23 protein-coding genes are annotated in these 21,764 nt (G+C 68.5%); 12 read left to right on the top strand and 11 right to left on the bottom strand.

Features of this window, described 5'->3' with window-relative positions:
* Positions 1 to 56 precede the first annotated feature (56 nt).
* From C7416_RS15245 to C7416_RS15235, 3 genes are all read left to right on the top strand, one after another.
* The gene (locus tag C7416_RS15245) at positions 57 to 641 is read left to right on the top strand and encodes a peptidylprolyl isomerase (RefSeq protein WP_111519693.1); all 585 of its coding nucleotides are present in this window, start codon (positions 57 to 59) and stop codon (positions 639 to 641) included.
* Positions 642 to 663: 22 nt separating this feature from the next.
* Entirely contained in the window at positions 664 to 1,164 is a 501-nt protein-coding gene (locus C7416_RS15240; protein WP_012352488.1) for a peptidylprolyl isomerase, read from the top strand.
* 78 nt (positions 1,165 to 1,242) lie between these two features.
* Positions 1,243 to 2,040, top strand: a complete 798-nt coding sequence (locus tag C7416_RS15235; RefSeq protein ID WP_111519692.1) for a UDP-2,3-diacylglucosamine diphosphatase — start codon at positions 1,243 to 1,245, stop codon at positions 2,038 to 2,040.
* A gap of 26 nt (positions 2,041 to 2,066) precedes the next feature.
* Here the strand turns inward: C7416_RS15235 and cysE are convergent, their stop codons facing one another.
* Together cysE and C7416_RS15225 are read right to left on the bottom strand one after the other, a co-directional pair.
* Complete coding sequence (gene cysE / locus C7416_RS15230; protein ID WP_111519896.1) at positions 2,067 to 2,810, bottom strand: serine O-acetyltransferase; 744 nt, start codon at positions 2,808 to 2,810, stop codon at positions 2,067 to 2,069.
* Positions 2,811 to 3,113: 303 nt separating this feature from the next.
* Positions 3,114 to 3,932: an RNA methyltransferase gene (locus tag C7416_RS15225; RefSeq protein WP_373424936.1), complete on the bottom strand. Its 819-nt coding sequence runs from the start codon at positions 3,930 to 3,932 to the stop codon at positions 3,114 to 3,116.
* Positions 3,933 to 4,135: 203 nt separating this feature from the next.
* Between C7416_RS15225 and C7416_RS15220 the strand changes: the two genes are divergently transcribed.
* The 6 genes from C7416_RS15220 (at position 4,136) to C7416_RS15195 (ending at position 11,032) form a co-directional block, all read left to right on the top strand.
* Positions 4,136 to 4,969, top strand: a complete 834-nt coding sequence (locus C7416_RS15220; RefSeq protein WP_111519691.1) for an inositol monophosphatase family protein — start codon at positions 4,136 to 4,138, stop codon at positions 4,967 to 4,969.
* A 221-nt stretch (positions 4,970 to 5,190) separates the two neighbouring features.
* Positions 5,191 to 5,406: an HP1242/YdcH family protein gene (locus tag C7416_RS15215; protein WP_111519690.1), complete on the top strand. Its 216-nt coding sequence runs from the start codon at positions 5,191 to 5,193 to the stop codon at positions 5,404 to 5,406.
* A gap of 14 nt (positions 5,407 to 5,420) precedes the next feature.
* On the top strand, positions 5,421 to 6,530 hold the full coding sequence (gene ppk2, locus C7416_RS15210; protein ID WP_111519689.1) for a polyphosphate kinase 2: 1,110 nt from the start codon (positions 5,421 to 5,423) through the stop codon (positions 6,528 to 6,530).
* Between the two features lie 79 nt (positions 6,531 to 6,609).
* Positions 6,610 to 7,044: a universal stress protein gene (locus tag C7416_RS15205; protein WP_111519688.1), complete on the top strand. Its 435-nt coding sequence runs from the start codon at positions 6,610 to 6,612 to the stop codon at positions 7,042 to 7,044.
* A 248-nt stretch (positions 7,045 to 7,292) separates the two neighbouring features.
* Positions 7,293 to 9,995 carry a DNA mismatch repair protein MutS gene (gene mutS, locus C7416_RS15200; RefSeq protein WP_111519687.1) on the top strand — a complete coding sequence of 901 codons (2,703 nt, stop codon included), beginning with the start codon at positions 7,293 to 7,295 and terminating at the stop codon, positions 9,993 to 9,995.
* Positions 9,992 to 11,032, top strand: coding sequence for a hypothetical protein (locus tag C7416_RS15195; RefSeq protein ID WP_111519686.1), 1,041 nt, complete (start codon positions 9,992 to 9,994; stop codon positions 11,030 to 11,032). Before mutS ends, C7416_RS15195 begins: the two co-directional genes overlap by 4 nt.
* Before the next feature lie 66 nt (positions 11,033 to 11,098).
* On the opposite strand, the gene C7416_RS15190 is transcribed toward C7416_RS15195, so the two are convergent.
* Complete coding sequence (locus C7416_RS15190; protein WP_025582242.1) at positions 11,099 to 11,626, bottom strand: FKBP-type peptidyl-prolyl cis-trans isomerase; 528 nt, start codon at positions 11,624 to 11,626, stop codon at positions 11,099 to 11,101.
* 11 nt (positions 11,627 to 11,637) lie between these two features.
* On the opposite strand from C7416_RS15190, the gene C7416_RS15185 reads away from it, so the two are divergent.
* Positions 11,638 to 12,843, top strand: a complete 1,206-nt coding sequence (locus tag C7416_RS15185; protein WP_181461248.1) for a cupin domain-containing protein — start codon at positions 11,638 to 11,640, stop codon at positions 12,841 to 12,843.
* 198 nt (positions 12,844 to 13,041) lie between these two features.
* Positions 13,042 to 13,284, top strand: a complete 243-nt coding sequence (locus C7416_RS29330; protein ID WP_012352476.1) for a hypothetical protein — start codon at positions 13,042 to 13,044, stop codon at positions 13,282 to 13,284.
* 87 nt (positions 13,285 to 13,371) lie between these two features.
* On the opposite strand, the gene C7416_RS15175 is transcribed toward C7416_RS29330, so the two are convergent.
* From C7416_RS15175 to C7416_RS15145, 7 genes are all read right to left on the bottom strand, one after another.
* On the bottom strand, positions 13,372 to 14,160 hold the full coding sequence (locus C7416_RS15175; RefSeq protein ID WP_111519684.1) for an MBL fold metallo-hydrolase: 789 nt from the start codon (positions 14,158 to 14,160) through the stop codon (positions 13,372 to 13,374).
* Between the two features lie 67 nt (positions 14,161 to 14,227).
* On the bottom strand, positions 14,228 to 15,472 hold the full coding sequence (gene bamC / locus C7416_RS15170) for an outer membrane protein assembly factor BamC (RefSeq protein ID WP_111519683.1): 1,245 nt from the start codon (positions 15,470 to 15,472) through the stop codon (positions 14,228 to 14,230).
* A 49-nt stretch (positions 15,473 to 15,521) separates the two neighbouring features.
* Entirely contained in the window at positions 15,522 to 16,406 is an 885-nt protein-coding gene (gene dapA / locus C7416_RS15165; protein ID WP_111519682.1) for a 4-hydroxy-tetrahydrodipicolinate synthase, read from the bottom strand.
* A gap of 137 nt (positions 16,407 to 16,543) precedes the next feature.
* Positions 16,544 to 17,128, bottom strand: a complete 585-nt coding sequence (locus tag C7416_RS15160; protein ID WP_111519681.1) for a class I SAM-dependent methyltransferase — start codon at positions 17,126 to 17,128, stop codon at positions 16,544 to 16,546.
* Positions 17,129 to 17,139: 11 nt separating this feature from the next.
* A complete protein-coding gene (locus C7416_RS15155; protein WP_012352471.1) occupies positions 17,140 to 17,805 on the bottom strand; it encodes a site-2 protease family protein in 666 nt (221 codons plus the stop codon).
* Positions 17,806 to 17,882: 77 nt separating this feature from the next.
* On the bottom strand, positions 17,883 to 18,506 hold the full coding sequence (locus C7416_RS15150) for an L-threonylcarbamoyladenylate synthase (protein WP_111519680.1): 624 nt from the start codon (positions 18,504 to 18,506) through the stop codon (positions 17,883 to 17,885).
* A gap of 66 nt (positions 18,507 to 18,572) precedes the next feature.
* Positions 18,573 to 19,418 (bottom strand): 3',5'-nucleoside bisphosphate phosphatase, encoded by an 846-nt coding sequence (locus tag C7416_RS15145; protein ID WP_111519679.1) that lies wholly within the window; start codon positions 19,416 to 19,418, stop codon positions 18,573 to 18,575.
* Positions 19,419 to 19,588: 170 nt separating this feature from the next.
* On the opposite strand from C7416_RS15145, the gene C7416_RS15140 reads away from it, so the two are divergent.
* On the top strand, positions 19,589 to 20,683 hold the full coding sequence (locus C7416_RS15140) for an NAD(P)/FAD-dependent oxidoreductase (protein WP_111519678.1): 1,095 nt from the start codon (positions 19,589 to 19,591) through the stop codon (positions 20,681 to 20,683).
* A gap of 26 nt (positions 20,684 to 20,709) precedes the next feature.
* Here C7416_RS15140 and C7416_RS15135 read toward each other — a convergent pair whose 3' ends face one another.
* Complete coding sequence (locus tag C7416_RS15135; RefSeq protein WP_111519677.1) at positions 20,710 to 21,609, bottom strand: alpha/beta fold hydrolase; 900 nt, start codon at positions 21,607 to 21,609, stop codon at positions 20,710 to 20,712.
* Between the last annotated feature and the right edge of the window lie 155 nt (positions 21,610 to 21,764).

Raw genomic sequence — 21,764 nt, 5'->3', positions numbered from 1 at the left:
AGGCCCGGCGCGGCACGCCCGGGCCGTGTCCATCCCGACTTACCGGAGTTCCCTTCATGATCCGTTCCCGTCGCATCGTCATTGCCGGCCTGGCCGCAGGCGCGCTGGCGCTGTCTTCGTTCAGCGCGCTGGCCCAGCAGAAGGCCGCCGAGCGCGTCCAGTTCGTCACCAGCGCCGGCAAGTTCACGGTCGAGCTCTATCCCGAGGCCGCGCCCAAGACCGTCGCGAACTTCCTGGAATATGTGAAGAGCGGCTTCTACAGTGGCACCATCTTCCACCGCGTGATCAACGGCTTCATGGTGCAGGGCGGCGGCTTCGACCGCGACATGAAGGAAAAGCCCACGCGCGCGCCGATCCCGCTGGAAGCCCGCAACGGCCTGAAGAACAAGGCCGGCACGGTTGCCATGGCGCGCACCAGCAACCCGGATTCGGCCACCGCGCAGTTCTTCGTCAATGTGGTGGATAATCCGAATCTCGACTACCCGCAGCCGGACGGCAATGGCTATGCCGTCTTCGGCAAGGTGGTGGAAGGCATGGACACGATCGACAAGATCAAGGCCGTGCCGACCACGGCCTACGGCCCGATGCGCAATGTGCCGGCCGCGCCGATCGTGATCGAGTCGGCCACCGTCGTCAAATAATTACCGAACAGAGGAAACCGCCATGTCCAAGGTACAGCTGCAGACCAACAAGGGTGTGATCACCCTGGAACTCGACGCCGAGAAGGCCCCGAAAACGGTTGAGAACTTCCTGTCGTACGTCCGCAAGGGCCACTACGACAACACCATCTTCCACCGCGTGATCAAGAACTTCATGATCCAGGGCGGCGGCTTCGAGCCCGGCATGAAGCAGAAGGACACCGACGCCCCGATCGAGAACGAAGCCGGCAACGGCCTGAAGAACGACCGCTACACCGTGGCGATGGCGCGCACCAATGCGCCGCATTCGGCCACCGCGCAGTTCTTCATCAACGTGGTCGACAACGACTTCCTCAACTTCTCGTCGCCCACCCCGCAGGGCTTCGGCTATGCCGTGTTCGGCAAGGTGGTCGACGGCACCGACGTGGTCGAGCAGATCAAGGGCGTGCGCACCGGCAGCTCGGGCTTCCACCAGGACGTGCCGCTGGAAGACGTCGTGATCGAGAAGGCCGTCGTCGTCGAATAAGCCGATGCCTGCCGATTGCGGTACCGTGCGCGCGCGCGTGCCGGCCTGCGTGCCGGCCTTTTTCTCCCGACACCACGCATGACCGCAATCTCCCACACGCCGGTGGCCGGTCCCCTCGAGGTACAGGCGCCGGCGTGGTTCATTTCAGACCTGCATCTGACGCCCGGCATGCCGCGCACGCTGGCGGCCTTCGAGCGCACGCTGGAGCGCGCCGCGACGCACGCGCGCACGCTGTTCATCCTGGGCGACTTCTTTGAATTCTGGGTCGGCGACGAAGAAACCGAGGCGCCGTTCGCGCAACGCGTGGCAATGGCGCTGCGCGCGCTGGCGGCGCGCGGCGTCGCGGTGTACCTGATGCACGGCAACCGCGACTTCCTGCTGGGACGTCGCTTCGCCGGCGCCGCCGGCGCCACGCTGCTGCCTGACCCCACCGTGATCGATTGCGCCGGCCAGCGCGTGGTGCTGAGCCACGGCGACATGCTGTGCATCGACGACGAGCGCTATAACCGCTTTCGCCGCTGGACCCGCAAGCGCTGGGTGCAGCGCGTGTTCCTGGCGCTGCCGCTGCGCGCGCGCCTGGCCGTCGCCCGCAAGCTGCGCGCGGACAGCGAAGGCAACCGCGCCCGGCAGCGCAGCGCCGGCGCGGCGGTACCGGTGGTCTATGGGGATGTGGCCCCCGCGGCGGCGGCCGAGTTGCTCGGCGCCGCCGGCGCGTCGCTACTGGTCCATGGCCATACCCATCGCCCTGCCCGCCACGAGGAAGGAGCAGGCGTGCGCTGGGTGCTGACCGACTGGGACCTGGATGGCGCGCATCCGCGCGCCGCGGTGCTGCAGCTGGACCGCGACGGTTTCCGGCTGCTGCCGCAGACCGACTGAGCGGCGCCAGCCATCGCCGCGCGCCGTTACTTCATCAGCTTGCGCAGCTCGCTGGCATCGAACGGATCGTTCGGCGTGTTCTCCAGGTGTTCGCCGAGCCGGTCGAGCGCGGCCAGCACGGCCTCGATGCGGTCATGCTGGAGCGCGGCATTGTCGATCAGGCTCTTGAGCGCCAGCGACACCGGGTCGTCGGCATTCGGCGTGATGCCGTAGGCCGAGAACTCCTGCCTGGCCCCCTGCTGCACCGACGGCGCATCCGGCAGGATGATGCGGGCCGGAATGCCGACTGCGGTCGCGCCCGCCGGCACCGGCTTCAGCACCACCGCGTTGGAACCCACGCGCGCGCCGTCGCCCACCTCGAAGCCGCCCAGCACCTTGGCGCCCGCGCTGACCACCACGCCGACACCGAGGGTCGGATGCCGCTTCTGGCCCTTGTACAGCGACGTGCCGCCCAGCGTCACGCCCTGGTAGATGGTGCAGTCATCGCCGATCTGTGCGGTCTCGCCGATGACCACGCCCATGCCGTGGTCGATAAACACGCGCCGGCCCAGCGTCGCCGCCGGATGGATCTCGATGCCGGTGAAAAAGCGCGACCAGTGCGAGATCCAGCGCCCCAGCCAGTGCCAGCCCGCGCGCCAGCAGGCGTGCGCCACCCGGTGCAGCAGCACCGCGTGCAGGCCCGGATAGCAGGTCAGGACTTCCAGGCGGCTGCGCGCGGCGGGATCGCGCAGCATGATGGTGTCGATATCTTCCTTCAGGCGAGAGAACATCTTGGTCGTGTCGTGGTGCCGCGCCGTGCGCCGCGCCACGCGGGACAGGGCCCGGGGCAGGGTCGCCGGCGCGGTCGGGGGCCGGTGAAGAGGATCAGGAGTGTAAGGGATTTGCCGGCCCGCCTTGCGGCGCCGGCGTTTGGCCCCTGATCCGCCAGGGACATTGCTGCGATGCTGCGATCAACATCGACCGGGCATGCGCCCACCCGCGGCGGCAGGACACCCGGCCACGCCGCCTCGGCATGCACCGTTCCGGTCCCACATCGCATCGCTACGGGTTGTTGCCACAGTCCTTTGCTCCTGTCACCGGTCGGCCGGGGGGCCCGACGGGTTCTGCGCGGCAATCAGCATGTGCTTGGCAATGCCGCGCAGGATGTTCACTTCCTCGCGCTCGAGGCCGCTGCGCGCCAGCAGACGGCGCAGCCGGGTCATCAGCTTGCGCGGATTGGACGGATCGAGAAAGCCGATCGCCTCCAGTCCGGCCTGCAGGTGGCCGAACATGGCCTCGACCTGTTCGGCCGTGGCCGGCTCGCCAGCATAGCCGATATTGGCGCCCGCGTCCGGGGCGGCCTCCAGCAGCGTCAGGCGCATCTCGTAGGCCACCAGCTGCACCGCCTGCGCCAGGTTCAGCGAGGCATAGGCGGGATTGGCCGGGATATGGGTCACCGCGTTGCAGCGCTCCACCACCCCGTTGGGCAGGCCATAGCGCTCGTTGCCGAACACGAACGCCACGTCGCCGCTGCCGCACAGCGTCTGTTGCGCACGCGCGGCGGCGGCGCGCGGCAGCAGCCGCGGCGGCCCGAACTCGCGCTGGCGCGCGGTCATCGCCACGGTCAGCGCGGACCCGGCCAGGGCCGCGTCGACCTGGTCGACGATCACGGCGGCGGCCAGCACGTCGTCGGCGCCGCTGGCCATGGCAACGGCGTCGGGGTGCCGCAGCACCTCAGGCTCGCGCGGCGAAACCAGCACCAGGCTGCCGAAGCCCATGGTCTTGATCGCCCGCGCCACCGAGCCGACGTTGCCAGGATGGCTGGTTTCCACCAGCACGAAGCGCACGCGGCCGAAGGCATCCCCGCCTGACGTGGGGGTGGCGGGCTGGCTCGTATCAATTGCCGGGTTCATATACAATTCGGGGTTCTTCTTTGGCGCGGCGCCAGGTTTATCCATGCCGGCGAGACGTTCGCGACACATGTGCGAAGCGTCCCGCGACATGGCCGGCGACGCCCCACGTTCTTCTACAATCCGTTGTGTTGTCAGCTGCCCATGAGCGGGCGAGCGGCGCTTTGGCGCCCCGCCGCGCGGCCATGGCCGGCCTGGAGAGATTCATGCATCCGATGCTCAATATCGCCATCAAGGCGGCCCGCAAGGCGGGATCCATCATCAACCGCGCGTCGCTCGACGTCGATCTGGTGCGCGTCTCGCGCAAGCAACACAACGATTTCGTTACCGAGGTCGACCGCGCCGCCGAAGCCGCGATCATCGAGATCCTGCGCACGGCCTACCCGGAACACGGCATTCTAGCGGAAGAGTCCGGCCAGTCCTGGACCGAAGAAGACGCCACCCACGAATACACCTGGGTCATCGACCCGCTCGACGGCACCACCAACTTCATCCACGGCTTCCCGCAATACGCGGTCTCGATCGCCCAGCTGCACCGCGGCACGCCGGTGCAGGCGGTGGTCTACGACCCGACCCGCGACGAGCTGTTCACCGCCACCAAGGGCGCCGGCGCCTTCCTCAACAACCGCCGCATCCGCGTCACCCGCCGCGACAAGCTGGCCGACTGCCTGATCGGCACCGGCTTCCCGTTCCGTGACCTGGAAGGCGTGGAAGAGTACCTCGAGATCTTCGCGCTGATGACGCGCAGCTGCGCCGGCCTGCGCCGCCCGGGCGCCGCCGCGCTGGACCTGGCCTACGTCGCCTGCGGCCGCCTCGACGGCTTCTTCGAGCGTGGCCTGCAGCCCTGGGACATGGCCGCCGGCATGCTGCTGATCACCGAGTCGGGCGGCCTGGTCGGCAACTACGCCGGCGAGCCGCGCCAGCTGGAACAGGGCGAAGTGCTGGCCGGCAACCCCAAGGCCTTTGCCCAGATGGTGCGCCTGCTGTCGCCGTACTCGCTGGACAACACCAAACCGAGCACCAAGCCCAGCGCCGCCTGACGCTGGCAGATGGCCTGAGCGGCCATGCAGGCAAGCACGCCCGCCGCATCCCGGCGGGCGTTTGTTTTTCCGGGGCCGCATGCCCGGGCGTCTCCCATTGCGGCCTCGTCTCATTCCCCGGCGAGCCATGATCCTGGTCAAGGCCGCGCCGCCCTGCGCTCACCAGAATGAATCCATGCGCCACGCCATGTGCGCGCGGATCCAGCCACAGGAGAGCCAGCATGTTTCCCGAATACCGCGACCAGATCACCGCCCTCAAGACGCAGGACGCCCGCTTTGCGCGGCTGTTCCACCGCCACAATACGCTCGACCAGGAAATCCACAACATGGAAGCGGGCCTGGTGCCGGCATCCACCTTCGAGATCGAGCGGCTGAAAAAGGAGAAGCTGCTGCTCAAGGACCAGCTCTACCAGATCCTGCGCCGCACCACCGCCTGACCGGAGGCGCGCAGATGACCGATCGCGATACCCTGCCCGCCCGTACCCCCACCGCAACACGGCCCCGCGTCACCGCCAGGGGCGATGTGCTGCCCACCCGTTCGGCGCTGTCGGCGCAGCGCAATGAAGTCGACAGTGCCGTTGAAGCCGCGGTGCAACTCGCGGCAAGCGGCATGCAGGACATCCTCGCCAGCCAGGCCGGCGATGGCATCGGCATGCTGGGCGCCATCCGCACGCTGCTCGACGGCATGGCGCCGGACGAGGCCGCGCAATTGCGCAGCCTGATCCTCGAAGGCGACCCGGCCGCCTGGCAGGCTGGCCGCCAGCGCCACCCGGACGATGAGCTGTCCGCCGGCTGGCGCGAAGGCGCATACCCATACCAGAACCTGATGTCGCGGCGCAATTACGAGAAGCAGAAGTACCGCCTGCAGGTGGAACTGCTCAAGTTCCAGGCCTGGGTGCGCGAGACCGGCCAGCGCGTGGTGATCCTGTTCGAAGGCCGCGACGCCGCCGGCAAGGGCGGCACCATCAAACGCTTCATGGAACACATGAACCCGCGCGGCGCGCGCGTGGTGGCGCTGGAAAAGCCCACCGAGGCCGAGCGCGGGCAATGGTACTTCCAGCGCTACGTGCAGCACCTGCCCTCGGCGGGCGAGATCGTGCTGTTCGACCGCTCCTGGTACAACCGCGCCGGCGTCGAACATGTGATGGGCTTCTGCTCGACCCGCGAATACCAGGACTTCCTGCAGCAGGCGCCGGATTTCGAGCGGCACCTGGTGCGCAGCGGCATCCACCTGTTCAAGTTCTGGTTCTCGGTCAGCCAGAAGGAGCAGCGCCGGCGCTTCCGCGAGCGCGAGATCCATCCGCTCAAGCAATGGAAGCTCAGCCCGGTCGACGTCGCCTCGCTCGACAAATGGGACGAGTACACCCGCGCCAAGGAGGCGATGTTCGCGCATACCGATACCGCCGATGCGCCCTGGACCGTGATCCGCTCCGATTGCAAGAAGCGCGCGCGGCTCAATGCGCTGCGCTACATCCTGTCGCGCTTTCCCTATGCCAACCGCGACACCACCGCCATCGGCCAGCCGGATCCGCTCATCGTCGGGCGCGCGCTGGCCAACTGAGCACGGGGCGGCAGCGCAAGGCACCGCCCTCTGCTTGCCCGATTTTCGCCATGCGTTTCACACAACAAGAAAGGATCCCATGTTCAAGCACATCCTGCTCCCCGTCGACGGCTCGGAGCTTTCGCACCAGGCCGTCTCCGCCGGCATCCAGTTTGCCCGCACCGCCGGGGCACGGCTCACGCCCTACATGTGCGTGGAGAGCTATCCCTATGTGCTGACCAGCGACAGCTCGCACGAAAAGCGCGACGCCTACCAGCAGCGCGTCGAAGCCGAGGCGCGCCAGGAACTGTCCAGGGTCGAGTCCGCGGCCGCGCTGGCCGGCGTGCCATGCAGCGGCCACGTCTCCAGCGCTTCGGCGCCGTACCAGGGCATCATCCATGCCGCCCGGGACCTGGGCTGCGATGTCATCTTCATGGCCTCGCACGGCCGCCGCGGACTCAGCGGCCTGCTGCTGGGCAGCGAAACGCAGAAAGTGCTGACCCATAGCGACATCCCGGTGCTGGTGTTCCGCTGATCCGGGGCCGGCGCAGCGCGCCTGCGCCACGTCGCCGGCCTTTCGGCGACCCTCTGCGTCCTTTCGGCGGCAGCACCGTGCTGTACCATATCGCCCATATTCGAAAACGCCCCTTCGTGCCGCGGCCACCGGCCGCCGGAGCAGCGCCCGGCCCGCCCCCGCGGGGGCGCTTTTCCTGGCACGCAAGGTGCGCTCGGCGCGGATCGGGCGGCACGACGCAGGCCCACCGCCAGACAGGCTAAATGGCAATGGGATTGCAGAAGAAAACCGACCCTGAACAGGCACCGGCAGACGCCGCAGGCAGCCGCCACACGCCCATGATGCAGCAATATCTACGCATCAAGGCGGACCACCCCGACACCCTGCTGTTCTACCGCATGGGTGACTTCTACGAACTCTTTCATGACGATGCCGAGAAGGCCGCGCGCCTGCTCGACATCACGCTGACCGCGCGCGGCGCGTCGAATGGCGTGCCGATCCGCATGGCCGGCATCCCCTTCCATTCGGCCGACCAGTACCTGGCGCGGCTGGTAAAGCTGGGCGAGTCGGTGGCGATCTGCGAGCAGATCGGCGACCCCGCCACCAGCAAGGGTCCGGTCGAGCGCAAGGTGGTGCGCATCGTCACCCCTGGCACGCTGACCGACGCCGCGCTGCTGCCGGACAAGGCCGATACGTTCTTGATGGCGGTGCACCAGCAGACCACGCGCCGCGGCGTCAGCAAGACCGGGCTGGCATGGCTGAACCTGGCCAGCGGGGAGCTGCGCCTGATGGAATGCGAAGCGGCGCTGCTGGGCCGCGAGCTGGAGCGCATCCGCCCGGCCGAGCTGCTGTATGCCGATGGCATCGAGCTGCCGGCGCTGGCGTGCGCGCGCACGCGCCTGCCGGAATGGCATTTCGACCAGGACGCCGGCACGCGCCGGCTGCGCGAGCAGCTGGGCGTGGCCAGCCTGGACCCGTTCGGCTGTGCCGGGCTGGGCGCCGCGCTTGGCGCGGCGGGCGCACTGCTGAACTACGCCGCCACCACGCAGGGCCAGTCGCTGCGCCATGTGCAGGGCGTGAAGGTCGAACGCGAATCGGAGTACGTGGGACTGGACTCCGCCACGCGGCGCAACCTGGAACTGACCGAAACCCTGCGCGGCGGCGAGTCGCCGACGCTGTTCTCGCTGCTGGACACCTGCTGCACCGCCATGGGCAGCCGCGCGCTGCGCCACTGGCTGCACCACCCGCTGCGCGATCCGGCGGTGCCGCAGGCGCGCCAGCAGGCCATCGGCGTGCTGATCGACCAGGGTACCGACGCGCTGCGCGGGGCGCTGCGCCGGCTCGCCGACGTCGAGCGCATCACCTCGCGGCTGGCGCTGCTCAATGCGCGCCCACGCGACCTGTCGTCGCTGCGCGACACGCTGCGCGCGCTGCCCGAGGTGCAGGCCTGCCTGCAGGACGACCAGGGCAGCCTGCTGCTGGCGCAGACCCTGCAGGACCTGGCCGTGCCGCACGGCTGCCTGGACCTGCTGGTGCGCGCGGTCGCCGAAGAGCCCGCCACCGTGGTACGCGATGGCGGCGTGATCGCGCGCGGCTTCGATGCTGAGCTCGACGAGCTGCGCGATATCTCCGAAAACTGCGGCCAGTTCCTGATCGACCTGGAGGCGCGCGAACGCGCGCGCACCGGCATTGCCAACCTGCGCGTCGAGTTCAACCGCGTGCACGGCTTCTATATCGAGGTCACCAACGGCCAGGCCGACAAGGTGCCCGACGACTACCGCCGCCGCCAGACCCTGAAGAACGCCGAACGCTACATCACGCCTGAGCTCAAGGCCTTCGAGGACAAGGCGCTGTCGGCGCAGGACCGCGCGCTGGCGCGCGAGAAGCAGCTCTACGATGGCCTGCTGCAGGCACTGCTGCCGCATATCGGCGAGCTGCAGCGCGTCGCCGCCGCGCTGGCGCGGCTGGACGTGCTGGCGGCACTGGCCGAACGCGCGCAGACGCTGGACTGGTCGGCGCCCGAGCGCGTCGCCGAGAACGTGGTCGACATCGTGCAGGGCCGCCATCCGGTGGTCGAGGGCCAGCTCGCGGCGGAGTCGGTGGCATTCATCGCCAACGACTGCCAGCTCAACGAGGCACGCAAGCTGTTGCTGATCACCGGCCCGAACATGGGCGGTAAATCGACCTTCATGCGCCAGACTGCGCTGATCGTGCTGCTGGCCTGCGTTGGCGCCTATGTGCCGGCGCGGCGGGCGGTGATCGGGCCGATCGATCGCATCTTCACCCGCATCGGCGCCGCCGATGACCTGGCCGGCGGGCGCTCGACCTTCATGGTCGAAATGACCGAGGCCGCCGGCATCCTGCATCACGCCACGCCGGCATCGCTGGTGCTGATGGACGAGATTGGGCGCGGCACCTCGACCTTCGACGGCCTGGCGCTAGCGTGGGCGATCGCGCGCCACCTGCTGTCGCACAACCGCAGCCATACCCTGTTCGCCACGCATTACTTCGAACTGACGCAGCTGCCGCAGGAGTTCCCGCAGGCGGCCAACGTGCACCTGTCGGCGGTCGAGCATGGTGACGGCATCGTGTTCCTGCACGCGGTGCAGGACGGCCCGGCCAGCCAGAGCTACGGCCTGCAGGTGGCGCAACTGGCCGGCGTGCCGCAGCCGGTGATCCGCGCCGCGCGCAAGCACCTGGCGTGGCTGGAGCAGCAATCCGCCGATGCCACGCCCACGCCGCAGCTCGACCTGTTCGCCGCGCCGCCGACGCCGGACGGCGACGACGCCTGGGACGATGACGATGCCGCCGCGGCCGCTACCGCCCCCGCGCTGGCGCCCGAGCAGGCTGCCGTGATCGACGCGCTGGCCGATATGGATCCGGACACGCTGACGCCGCGCGCGGCGCTGGAGGCGCTGTACCGGCTCAAGGCGCTGGCGGGCGCGGTGGTCGATACGGTCGATACGGCATGAAGGCGCTGCGCCGGGCCCTGCCGAGCCTGCTGCTGCCATGGCTGTGCCTGGCGGCCATGGCGGCTGCGGCGCCGCACGCGCTGGCGGCGCGGGCACCGGCCAAGCCGCAGGTGGTGCGCGTCGCGCTGATCGCCGACCTGCCGCAATGGCCCGCCGCGGAAGCCAATCTGGCAACGCTGCTCGACCACTTCGCCGAGCGCAAGCTGAACCTGGTGATCCATGCCGGCGGCATCAAGGGCGATACGGAGTCATGCAGCGACGCCGTGCTCAGCAGCCGCCAGCAGCTGCTGAGCCAGTCGCCGCTGCCGCTGGTCTATGTGCCGGGCGAAACCGACTGGTCCGAATGCCGGCTGCCGGTCAACGGCAGCTTCGACCCGGTCGAGCGGCTGAGCCGGCTGCGCGAGCTGTTCTTTCCGGAAGACGCCACGCTCGGACGGCAGACGCGGCCGCTGGTGCGGCAATCGGACCAGGCGCTGTTCCGCAGCTTCCGCGAGAACATGCGCATCAGTGTCGGCGACGTGCTGATCGTCGGCCTGAACGTGCCGGGCGACAACAACCACTACCGCGACGAAGGCGGCCGCAACAGCGAATTCGAGGACCGGCGCGAAGCCAACCGGCAATGGCTGGCGCGCGCATTCTCGGTAGCGCGCCAGCGCGACCTGAATGGCATCGTCGTGGTGGCCCATGCCGATCCGCATTTCGCCAACGGCTGGGAAAAGAAAGGACGGCCCACGCTGCTCGACGGCTTCATGCGCCATCGCACGCGCGACGGCTACCTCGAATTCAAGCGGCAGCTGCGTGACCTGAGCGCGCGCTTCAACGGCCAGGTGTTGCTGGTGCACGCCGCCGGCAGCGGCGCCGACAGCGGCTTCGGCATCGACAAGCCGCTGCGCGACGCGGGGGGCAAGGTGCTGCAGAACTTTACGCGCGTGTCGCTGCCGGCCAGCTCGATCTCGCAATGGGCCGAGCTGGTGATCACGCCCGCCGCGGCGTCGCCGTTCGCGGTGGTGCTGAAGGATGCCCCGGCGCCGAACTGACGCGCGCGCCAAAGCAAAGAAGCCGGCAACGGCCGGCTTCCTGATGACAGCACTGCAAGCGAAAGCTCAGTGCAGCGTGCGCGGGGTATCGTCGTCCTCGTCTTCGTCCACCACTTCAACGCCCGAGGCGCCGTGGGCGTGGCCATGTTCGACTTCCTCGGCGGTGGCCTCGCGCACTTCCGAAACCTTCAGCCAGAAGCGCAGCGCCATGCCGGCCAGCGGATGGTTGCCGTCCAGCACGACCTTGTCCTCGGCCACGTCGGTCACGGTGTAGATGACGGAGTCTTCTTCGTCGCCGTCCTCGGGCATGCCTTCGAACTGCATGCCGACTTCGAGCGGCTCGGGGAAGCGGTTGCGCGGCTCGACCTTCACCAGGTCGGCATCGTAGTCGCCGAACGCGTCTTCCGGCTCCAGCTGCAGCTGTGTCTCGAAGCCGGTGTCATGGCCGTCGAGCGCTTCCTCGATCTTGGGGAACGTGCCATCATAGCCGCCGTGCAAATAGACCATGGCTTCATCTGACTCCTCGATCAGATTGCCTTGCGCGTCCGATAGCTTGTACATCACGGACACCACCGTGTTCTTAGCGATTTTCAATTCTTGACTCCATGAACGATTCCGCATTATACGCGCAGGCCCTGCCCCCTGGCCCCGTCGATCCAGACACTCCGCTCGACCTGCTTGGTGGCATGACGCCTGCTGCATTCATGCGGGATGTCTGGCATCGCAAGCCCTTGCTCATTCGACAGGCGGTGCCGGGAATTGTGCCGCCGGTGTCGCGCGATGCGCTTTTCGACCTCGCCGATCGCGACGATGTCGAATCGCGCCTGGTGACGCACTTCCGCAACCGCTGGAAGCTCGCGCATGGTCCATTTGCGCGCGAAAACCTGCCCGGCGTCAAGACCCGCCAGTGGACCCTGCTGGTACAGGGCGTCAACCTGCACGATGCCGCCGCGGCGGAACTGATGGGCCGCTTCCGCTTCGTGCCCGATGCCCGCCTCGACGACGTGATGATCAGCTACGCCACCGATGGCGGCGGCGTGGGGCCGCACTTCGACTCGTATGACGTGTTCCTGCTGCAAGTCTCGGGCCGGCGCCGCTGGCGCATTTCGTCACAGACCAGCCTCGAGCTGATCCCCGACATGCCGCTGAAGATCCTTGCCGACTTCAGCGCGGAACAGGAATGGGTACTCGAACCGGGCGACATGCTGTACCTGCCGCCGCAATATGCGCACGATGGTATTGCCGAGGGCGAATGCATGACCTGCTCGATCGGTTTCCGCGCGCCCGCCTATCGCGAATTGGCGGGGCACTTCCTGGCGTGGCTGTCGGAAACGGTGGAAGACAACGAGGAGCTCGGCGGTCGTTATGCCGATGCCGGCGAGCGCGCCGCGACCCGTCCCGCGCAATTGCCGGCGGGCATGGCCAAGGCGGTGGCGGAACGGCTCAAGTCACTGCAATGGAACAGCCAGATGGTGTCGGAATTCCTCGGCAGCCATCTGTCCGAGCCCAAGCCTGGCGTTGAATTTGCAGAGATCGCTGACATGCCGTTGCGCCGTTATGCGACACTGGCGTCCCGGCATGGGGTGGTGCTGGCGCCGGCATCGATTGCGCTTTACGACCGGGCCAATTTCTTCCTGAATGGAGAAGCCTACGAGCCGCCGGCCGAATTGATGCCGTGGCTGAAGAAGTTGGCCGATAATCGGCAGCTTAGTGCGCAGGAGGTTGGAAACTGTGCCGAACTGCCCGATCTGATGGAAACATTCCATCACTGGACCCTGGAAGGATGGTTGCAATTGGGGCCGCGGCTGTAATAATGCGTAACATTGCGAATCAGCAAATTTCGGCGCTACACAAGCCGGGAAAACGCGGATATAATCGTTGGCTGGCTAGTACTGTGGACCACTGCATATGTCGGCACCCGGGAGGGCCTAATTTTGCAGTTCAAGAGCGATAATTACCGGTAATTATTCATCGCCTGTTTTTCGTTATTACAAGTTAAAGGACGAACAATGAAGAAGTCTCTCCTGATCGCATCGCTGCTGGCCGCTGTTGCTCTCGCTGCTTGCGGCAAGAAGGAAGAAGCTGCCGCTCCGGCCGCTGACACGGCTGCTCCGGCTGCTACCGCTCCGGCTGCTGAAGCTTCGGCTCCGGCTGCTGAAGCCCCGGCCGCTCCGGCTGCTGACGCTTCGGCCCCGGCTGCTGACGCCTCGGCTCCGGCTGCTGACGCTTCGGCTCCGGCCGCCAAGCAGTAATCGGTTTCTGACCGATAAAAAAACCGGCCTTCGGGCCGGTTTTTGTTTTTGGGGCGCGCCCTCGCACGGCCCCTGCTGCGCCGGGCCTCAGGCCCGCACCGCCTGCCACGCCAGGCCTTCGTCCTGATCCGCCACCAGCACTTCGCTCGGGCTTGCGCCCAGCGCCGCCGCCAGCGCACCGGTGGCCAGCTCGCGCGTGTTGTTCTGCTTGCTCAGGTGGGCCGCCACCACGCGGTTCAGCCCGTCATGGGCTACCTGCGCCAGGATGCTGGCCGCCACTTCATTGGCCAGGTGGCCGAAGTCGCCGCCGATGCGCCGCTTGAGCGAGGCCGGATAGACGGAATTGCGCAGCATCTCGCGGTCATGGTTGCATTCGAGCACCAGCGCATCGACGCCCGCCAGGCGCGTGGTCACGTAAGGCGTTTCCATCCCCGCATCGGTCAGCACACCGAGCCGTGCCTGCCCGTCCGACAGCACGAACTGCACCGGCTCGCGCGCGTCGTGCGGCACGGTGTAGGGCAGCACCTGCAGGCCGCCGATGGCGAAGCCGTGGTCGGCACAGCAAACCCGCACGTCGGCCACGTCGGCGCCGCGCAGGTGCGAGGTGGCCAGCCAGGTGCCGTGGCTGGTATAGACCGTCAGGCGATGGCGCGCGGCAAAGGCATAGGCCGAACCGACATGGTCGCCATGCTCATGCGTGACCAGCACGGCGTCGAGCTGGTCCGGCGTGACGCCCAGGCGCTCCAGGCGCCGGGCGGTCTCGCGGATGCCGAAGCCGCAGTCCAGCAGCACGCGCGTGGTGGTGGTGTGTTCGCGGGATTCGATCAGCAGCGAGTTGCCCTCGCTGCCGCTGCCGAGGAAGGCGAAGCGCATCATGGCCGCGCCCTCCCCGCCAGGCACCGGCCAGGACGGCCGGCTGGCAAGCCAGCACTCATGCGCCGGCTCAGTGCAGTTGCTCGTCGAGCAGCGACAGGATGCGCTTGCCGACTTCGCCGTTCTCGGGCTGGCCGGCGTCGTTGAGCACCGTCACCAGCGTGCCGCTGCCCGTGCCCTTGAGCGAGACGCGGTACTTCTTGGCGGTCTTGGGATCGTCCGGCTTGGTGAACAGCTTGGAGAAGAAGCCGCGGTTGTCGACCGTGTTGCGCGGGTCGACATAGCGCACGTAGTACAGCCCTTGCGCGCGATCGCGGTCTTCGACGGTGAAGTTGACGCGGTCCAGCGACAGCCCCACCGAGCGCCAGGCGCGGTCGAACGGTTCGGGCAGCTGCAGCGCCGGGGCGCCGTTGACCTGGGCCAGGTACGACTTGTTCGGCGCGGCACCGTCGGCGCCGGCAGCGGCAGCGGCACCAGCGGCAGCCGTGGTCCCGGCGGCAGCGGTCGCCGCCGCGGCGGTATTGCCGGCCGGCGTCGGGTTCTGGGCCATGCGGTCGGCCTGCTCCTTCTGCACGCCCAGGCGCTGGGCCAGGCGCGACAGGAATTCGGCTTCCAGCTCAGGATCGGCCGGGCGCGGGGTCCACACCGTGCTCGACTTGTCGATGCCGGTCAGCTGTTCCTGCGCGCCGCGGTGGCTGATGAAGACTTCCAGCGTGCCGTTCTGCGCGCGCTCGACGCGGGTGCGGAACTTGTCGCGCTCCGAGGTCGAGTACAGGCCGTCGAACACCTTGCCGATGGTGTTGCGGATGATGTCCTGCGGGATCTTGGCGCGGTTCTCGGCCCAGTCGGTTTCCATGATGCCGGTCTCGGGCGAGTCCTGCACCAGCAGGAAACCGCTTTCCTGCCAGAAGCCGCGCAGTTGCTGCCACAGCTGGTCGCCGCGCATGCCGTTGCTGATCACCAGCCAGCGCTGGTTGCCGTCGCGCTCCATGCGGATGCCCTGCGCCGACGGCAGCACGTTCTCGGTCGGCGATTGCTCGCGCACCTTGGTGGCCTGGCTGTAGGTCGACAGCGTCGAGGTGCCGTTGGCATCGGGCACCGAATAGCGGCGGTCGCCTTCCAGCTTGGTCAGGTCGGGCGGCACGTCGAGCGTGGGCGTGCGCTTCGAGGCCGACGACTTGTAGTCGATCTTGTCGGGCTGCATGGCCTCGTTGAGGCTGCTGCAGCCGGTCAACACACCGGCTGCAAGCACGGGCACAACCAGGGCGGCGCGGCGGACTTGCGTCGCGCCACGGCGGTTAAGCTTCAGTTTCATTGACACGCAATCCTAGTAGGTAAGGCGGACAGCAGGACGCCGCGGAAAATCAGGCCAGCAGGCCGGCGGCGGCCAGTGCCTTGCGTACGTAGTCGTGGTTGCCCTCGGACAGCGGGGTCAGCGGCAGGCGGATACCGCCTGCCATCTTGCCCATCTGCTGGAGCGCCCACTTGACCGGGATCGGATTGGCTTCGATGAACATGGCCTGGTTCAGCCCGATCAGTTCCATATGCAGGCGGCGCGCGGTCACGACGTCGCCCTTCAGTGCCGCCACGCACATCTCGTGCATCTTGCGCGGCGCCACGTTGGCGGTCACCGAGATATTGCCGTGGCCGCCCAGCAGGATCAGCGCCACCGCGGTGGGATCGTCGCCGCTGTAGATGGCGAAACCTTCCGGCGTGCCCTTGATCAGCTGCGCGGCACGGTCGATATTGCCGGTCGCTTCCTTGACGCCGACGATGCCCGGCACCTGCGCCAGGCGCAGGATGGTCTCGTTGTTCATGTCCGCGACCGTGCGGCCGGGGACGTTGTACAGCAGCACCGGCAGCTCCACCGCCTCGGCGATGGTGCGGAAATGCCGGTACATGCCTTCCTGGGTCGGCTTGTTGTAGTACGGCACGACCTGCAGCGAGGCATCGGCGCCCACCTTCTTGGCGAAGGCGGTCAGCTCGATGGCTTCCTTGGTGGAATTGCCGCCGGTGCCCGCGATGATCGGGATGCGCTTGCCGGCCTGTTCGACGGCAACGCGGATCAGTTCGCAGTGCTCCTCGACGGTCACCGTCGGGGACTCGCCGGTAGTGCCCACGATCACGATGGCGTCGGTGCCTTCGGCAACGTGCCAGTCGACCAGTGCGCGCAGGGCCGGGAAGTCCAGGCTGCCGTCCTCTTGCATCGGGGTGACGATGGCAACGATGCTGCCGGTAATCTGTGTCATAACGTTAGGGAATTCGGGATGCGAATAACGGGATTGTACCGGAACCGCAGGCCGCTTCGACCGCTGCCCGGACAGGGGTTGATACCAACTGTTTCAACGCATGCGGCGCCGTTTGCGCCGACAGCGCGGCGCGGCGCTCAGGGATCGAGCCGGTAGCGTGGCGGCGCGGCCGCACCGGCCGCGGGCGCCGCCTCGCGCACCGCACACAGGCGCTGCACGAAGGCTGTTTTCGGCACTTCGACCACGCCGTCCTCGTAGGCCACCACGCGCAATCCATAGTCACGCGCGACCTCGAGCAGCTCGCCCGGCCGCAGCAGGAAATCCGGCCGCGACGGCTTGCCCACGGTCTCGTTGCCGGCGGCGAAGGTCTCGTAGATCCAGCAACCGCCCGGCGCCAGCGCGGCCGCCAGGTGCGGCCACAGCGGCCGGTGCAGGTAGTTGGTGACGACGATGGCATCGAACGGCGCCTCGCCGGCCAGCGGCCAGTCGCCCTGCTCCAGGTCGGCCACGCGGCCGCTCACTCCGTGCAGGCCGGCCAGGCCGGCGATGGCCTCGGCATCGCGGTCCACCGCCAGCACCTGGTGGCCGCGCGCCGCCAGCCAGTCGGCATGGCGGCCGCCGCCGCAGGCCAGGTCCAGCACCCGCGCGCCCGGACGCAGCAGATGGGCCCAGCGAGTGACCCAGGCGGAGGGCGCGGCAATACCGGTGTGCGACAGTGTCATGGCAGCCCCGGTCAATTGAGCAGCAGCACGATCGGGCGCAGCAGCAGCTCGATCAGCGACATCAGCACATTGACCACCGGCGTCATCCAGATGGTGGTGATCACCCCCGCGGCCACCAGCGCCAGCACCACGAAAATACCATATGGCTCGATGCGCGACACCGCGCGCGCAATGCCTTGCGGCAGCAGCGCGGTCAGCACCCGCCCGCCATCCAGCGGCGGCACCGGGAACAGGTTGAAGGCCGCCACCACCAGGTTGACGCGCACGCCGGCCAGCGCCATCTCGCCGAAAAACGGCTCGCGCACGCCGCCCCAGGTCAGGCCGATCGCCAGCAGCACCCAGACGAAGGCCTGCACCACGTTGCTGGCGGGGCCCGCCAGCGCCACCCACATGCCGTGCCAGCGCGGGTTGCGCAGGCGCTCGAACACCACCGGCACCGGCTTGGCGTAGCCGAACACGAACTGGCCGCTGGTCATGATGTACAGCAGCAGCGGCACGGCGATGGTGCCGATCGGGTCGATATGGCGGATCGGATTCAGGCTGACGCGCCCGAGGGCATAGGCGGTGCTGTCGCCGAACAGCTTGGCCACGTAGCCGTGCGAGGCCTCGTGCAGCGTGATCGCGAACAGCACCGGCAGGGCATAGACCGCGAAGGTCTGGATAAGGGAGGAATCCATGAGCGCTATTGTAGCGGCCCGCCGGCGCCCGGGGCGCACGCTGATGCACCCGACCGCAGGCGCGGCGGCGCCGCGGGTCAGAGGCCGAAGCGGGCGACGTCGCCGCGGCCGGCGCGGACCAGTTCGGGTTCGCCGCCGGTCAGGTCGATCACCGTGGTCGGCTGCGCGGGGGCCGGCCCGCCGTCCACCACCAGGTCGAGCTGTTTCTCCAGCCGCGCCCGGATCTGCGCCGGATCATTGAGCGGTGCCTCGTCGCCCGGCAGCTGCAGCGTCGCCGAGATCAGCGGCTCGCCGGTTTCGCCCAGCAGCGCCAGCGGGATGGCGTGCTCGGGCACGCGCACGCCGATGGTCTTGCGCGCCGGGTGCGACAGCCGCCGTGGCACTTCCTTGGTCGCCTCCAGGATGAATACATAGGGGCCCGGCGTGGCGCCCTTGAGCCAGCGGTACTGGCGGTTGTCGACGCGGGCAAAGTTGCCGAGCTCGGACAGGTCGCGGCACATCAGCGTCAGGTGGTGGCGGTCGTCGATGCCGCGCAGCCGGCGCAGGCGCTCGACCGCGGCCTTGTCGTCGAGCCGGCAGGCCAGCGCATAGCTGGAGTCGGTCGGCAGCGCGACCAGCCCGCCCTTCTGCAGGATCTGGGCCGCCTGCTTGAGCAGGCGCGACTGCGGGTTGAGCGGATGGATCTCGAAGTACTGGGACATGGGCCAGGGAGCGGAGTCGGATGGAACGGAGCGGCATCCGGGGGCTGGCCCCGGCCAGGCGGGGTCCTACCAGTCGTGCCAGACCGGCGTGACCGTGGGCGGCAGCGGCGGCAGCGTGCCGAGTTCCACCCGGCCCTCGCCGGGCCCGTGGAAGTCCGTGCCGCGCGAAGCCAGCAGCCCGTAGTGCCGCGCCACCTCGGCGTAGCGGCGGTACTGGTCGGGGGTATGGCTGCCGGTCACCACCTCGACCGCGCCGCCGCCCAGTGCCGTGAATTCATCGAACAGCGCGTCGTGCTGGGTGTCGGTGTAGTGGTAGCGGCCCGGGTGCGCCATCACCGCAATGCCGCCGGCGGTGCGGATCCAGCCCACCGCTTCGGCCAGGCTGGCCCAGCGGTGGCCGACATAACCGGGACGCCCCTCCGACAGGTACTCGCTGAAGACATCGCCGATGGTGGCGCAGCGGCCCTGGTCGACCAGCCAGCGCGCAAAGTGCGTGCGCGAGATCAGGTCCGGGTTGCCCACGTACTGCAGGGCCCCTTCATAGGCACCATCGATGCCCACCCTCGCCAGCGCATCGGCGATATCGCGCGCGCGTCGCGCGCGGCCCGAGCGGGTCTCGGTCAGGCCATCGATCAGTTCCGGGCAGAACGGGTCGATCTGCAGCCCGACGATATGCACGGTCTGCCCGGCCCAGGTCACCGAGATCTCGACGCCAGGCACATAGCGCATGCCGAATTCCTCGGCGGCGGCGCGTGCCTCGGCCTGCCCGCCCAGCTCGTCGTGGTCGGTCAGCGCCCAGAACGCAACCCCCGCGTCGCGGGCGATCTCCGCCACGGCACGCGGCGCGAGCGTGCCATCGGAAACGGTGGAATGGCAATGCAGGTCGGCATTGATGGCGTGGGCGTTTTGCATGGTGGCAATTCTACTCCCGTCGCCCTTGGCCTGCGCGGCGGCGCCGCCCTCCGGCCGGCCAGGCAAAGCCATGCCGGCAACGCTGGCGTCGGCGGAAAGGCGGCGGCTGCGGGGTATAGTCGGGCTTTGCATCGTCGATTCGCGGGCACCTGGCGTGCCTGCCATGCCCCATGTCCACCGCTACCCCAGCCACCGCTCCCGCCACCGCCCCGGTCACCAGCACCGATGTCCTGATCGTCGGTGCCGGCCCGGTCGGCCTGTTCGCCGCGTTCCAGGCCGGCGTGCTCGGCCTGAAATGTGAACTGATCGATGTGCTCGACCGCGCCGGCGGCCAGTGCACCGAGCTGTATCCGGAAAAACCGATCTACGACATTCCCGCCGTGCCGGGATGCCTGGCGCAGGACCTGGTAGACCGGCTGCTGGAGCAATGCGCCCCGTTCGAATTCCCGATGCACTTCGGCCAGCGCGCCGAAAGCGTCGCCGAAATCCCGGCCCCAGCAGCGCCGGAAGGCCATGCCGGGCACGAGCGCCTGCTGGTGACGACCGACGCCGGCAAGCGCTTCGATGTCGCCGCGGTGCTGGTCTGCGCCGGCGCGGGCGCGTTCGCGCCGCAGCGCGTCTCGCTGCCCGAGGCGCCGGCGCTGGAAGGCCGCCACCTGCACTACGCGGTGCGCGATGTCTCGCACTTCGCCGGCAAGCGCGTGGTGGTCGCCGGCGGCGGCGACTCGGCCCTGGACTGGGCGCTGGCGCTGCGCAAGGTTGCCGCGCGCGTGACGCTGCTGCACCGGCGCGAGGGCTTCCGCGCCGCCGACGGCACCGTCGCCGAGATGCGCCGCGCGGTGGCCGCGGGCGAGATGGATTTCGTGGTCGGCATGCTGGGCGCACTGCGCACCGAAGGTGCGGACGGCGCGCTCAGCGAAGTCGAAGTGCGCACCCGCGACGGCAGCACCGTGCTGCCCGCCGAGGAACTGGTGGCGCTGTACGGCCTGGTGTCCGAGCCCGGCCCGATCGCGCAGTGGGATATGGATATGCGCGCCGGCCGCGTCCTGGTCGACACCACCACCTACGAAAGCTCGCGCCGCGGCGTCTTCGCCGCCGGCGATATCGCGTTCTACCCCAACAAGCAGAAGCTGATCCTGTCGGGATTCCACGAGGCCGCGCTGGCGCTACGCAAGGCCTACCACTACGCCTTCCCGGAAAAGGCGCTGGTGCACGTGCACACCAGCAACAACGCCGCGCTGAAGGAAAAGCTCACGCACGCCTGAAGCCTGCACTGCCGCAGGCGCCGGTATCACCTGCCGGCGCAGAACGATTCCACCAGCTCCGCCACGGCGGCGGGCTGGTCGTGGTGCAGCATGTGGCCGGCGTCCTCCACCACCGCCTCGCGGAAGTCGCGGAAGGCGCGGAAGCGCTGCCTGAATTCGTCGATGGCCTGCTTGTGGGCGATATGGCGCAGCGTCTCCGAATCGCGCGCCTCCACGTGCAGCACCGGCGCGGTGACCTGCTCCCACACCGCCATCACTTCATCGAGCCGGTACAGCATCGGGTTGATCAGCTTGTGGGCGGGATCGCCCAGGATCTCCCAGCGGCCCTCGGCGTTGCGGCGCGACCAGTGCGCGGCCAGGAATGCGGCGCGTTCGTCCGGCAGGCGCGGGTTGGTCTTCTGCAGGCGCGCGGCCACGCCGTCGAGGCTGTCATAGGTCTTCAGCTCGGTGCCTGCGCGCACTTCGTCGAGCCAGCGCGCGTAGCGCCGGGGTGCCTGCTCCGGCCGCGTCGCGGTCATGCCGAAGCCCTCCAGGTCCACCACGCGGCGCACGCGCTGCGGGCGGATGCCGGCATACAGGCAGATCACGTTGGCGCCCATGCTGTGGCCGACCAGGTCGACCTGGCCCTCGGGCGCATAGTGGTCGAGCAGGGCCTCGAGGTCGGCGAGGTAGTCGGCAAACCAGTACGACTGCGTGCCGGGGTAGCGCGTGGGCCAGTCGGTCGCGCCGAAGCCGCGCCAGTCGGGTGCGATCACATGCCAGTCGCCGCGCAGGTGGTCGACCAGGAACTGGAACGACGCGGCCACGTCCATCCACCCATGCAGCATGAACAGCTTGCGCGCGCCGGGCGTGCCCCAGTGGCGCACGTGATAGCGCAGCCCGCGCACCGTGATAAATTCAGACCGCGAGGTTTCCTTGATTGTCATTGTCTCCACCCTTGCGTCGGGATCTTGCCCGCCGCGGGGGTTGGCGGGGAAGCCACGACAAAATAGAACGATCGTTCGCTTGCACGCATTATAGCGGCAGCGGCGCCAGCGCCGCTGGGCGTTTGCGGGTGCACGGACGGACCCAATGGAGACCC

This window comes from Cupriavidus phytorum (genome assembly GCF_003254285.1).
Taxonomy (GTDB): Bacteria; Pseudomonadota; Gammaproteobacteria; order Burkholderiales; family Burkholderiaceae; genus Cupriavidus; species Cupriavidus phytorum.
The sequence above is the reverse complement of the archived record's forward strand: the minus strand, read 5'-3'. Positions and strand labels throughout refer to the sequence as shown.

What these genes read in the sequence shown, in the direction of transcription:
- C7416_RS15245 (WP_111519693.1), top strand. Translation starts at nt 57, where the DNA reads ATGATCCGTTCCCGTCGCATCGTCATTGCCGGCCTGGCCGCAGGCGCG.
- C7416_RS15240 (WP_012352488.1), top strand. Translation starts at nt 664, where the DNA reads ATGTCCAAGGTACAGCTGCAGACCAACAAGGGTGTGATCACCCTGGAA.
- C7416_RS15220 (WP_111519691.1), top strand. Translation starts at nt 4,136, where the DNA reads ATGCATCCGATGCTCAATATCGCCATCAAGGCGGCCCGCAAGGCGGGA.
- C7416_RS15150 (WP_111519680.1), bottom strand. Translation starts at nt 18,506, where the DNA reads ATGTCCCAGTACTTCGAGATCCATCCGCTCAACCCGCAGTCGCGCCTG.
- C7416_RS15135 (WP_111519677.1), bottom strand. Translation starts at nt 21,609, where the DNA reads ATGACAATCAAGGAAACCTCGCGGTCTGAATTTATCACGGTGCGCGGG.
- C7416_RS15215 (WP_111519690.1), top strand. Translation starts at nt 5,191, where the DNA reads ATGTTTCCCGAATACCGCGACCAGATCACCGCCCTCAAGACGCAGGAC.
- C7416_RS15155 (WP_012352471.1), bottom strand. Translation starts at nt 17,805, where the DNA reads ATGGATTCCTCCCTTATCCAGACCTTCGCGGTCTATGCCCTGCCGGTG.
- C7416_RS15185 (WP_181461248.1), top strand. Translation starts at nt 11,638, where the DNA reads ATGAACGATTCCGCATTATACGCGCAGGCCCTGCCCCCTGGCCCCGTC.
- C7416_RS15145 (WP_111519679.1), bottom strand. Translation starts at nt 19,418, where the DNA reads ATGCAAAACGCCCACGCCATCAATGCCGACCTGCATTGCCATTCCACC.
- C7416_RS15175 (WP_111519684.1), bottom strand. Translation starts at nt 14,160, where the DNA reads ATGATGCGCTTCGCCTTCCTCGGCAGCGGCAGCGAGGGCAACTCGCTG.
- cysE (WP_111519896.1), bottom strand. Translation starts at nt 2,810, where the DNA reads ATGTTCTCTCGCCTGAAGGAAGATATCGACACCATCATGCTGCGCGAT.
- dapA (WP_111519682.1), bottom strand. Translation starts at nt 16,406, where the DNA reads ATGACACAGATTACCGGCAGCATCGTTGCCATCGTCACCCCGATGCAA.
- C7416_RS15195 (WP_111519686.1), top strand. Translation starts at nt 9,992, where the DNA reads ATGAAGGCGCTGCGCCGGGCCCTGCCGAGCCTGCTGCTGCCATGGCTG.
- C7416_RS15160 (WP_111519681.1), bottom strand. Translation starts at nt 17,128, where the DNA reads ATGACACTGTCGCACACCGGTATTGCCGCGCCCTCCGCCTGGGTCACT.
- C7416_RS15140 (WP_111519678.1), top strand. Translation starts at nt 19,589, where the DNA reads ATGTCCACCGCTACCCCAGCCACCGCTCCCGCCACCGCCCCGGTCACC.
- ppk2 (WP_111519689.1), top strand. Translation starts at nt 5,421, where the DNA reads ATGACCGATCGCGATACCCTGCCCGCCCGTACCCCCACCGCAACACGG.
- C7416_RS15235 (WP_111519692.1), top strand. Translation starts at nt 1,243, where the DNA reads ATGACCGCAATCTCCCACACGCCGGTGGCCGGTCCCCTCGAGGTACAG.
- mutS (WP_111519687.1), top strand. Translation starts at nt 7,293, where the DNA reads ATGGGATTGCAGAAGAAAACCGACCCTGAACAGGCACCGGCAGACGCC.
- C7416_RS29330 (WP_012352476.1), top strand. Translation starts at nt 13,042, where the DNA reads ATGAAGAAGTCTCTCCTGATCGCATCGCTGCTGGCCGCTGTTGCTCTC.
- bamC (WP_111519683.1), bottom strand. Translation starts at nt 15,472, where the DNA reads ATGAAACTGAAGCTTAACCGCCGTGGCGCGACGCAAGTCCGCCGCGCC.
- C7416_RS15225 (WP_373424936.1), bottom strand. Translation starts at nt 3,932, where the DNA reads ATGAACCCGGCAATTGATACGAGCCAGCCCGCCACCCCCACGTCAGGC.
- C7416_RS15205 (WP_111519688.1), top strand. Translation starts at nt 6,610, where the DNA reads ATGTTCAAGCACATCCTGCTCCCCGTCGACGGCTCGGAGCTTTCGCAC.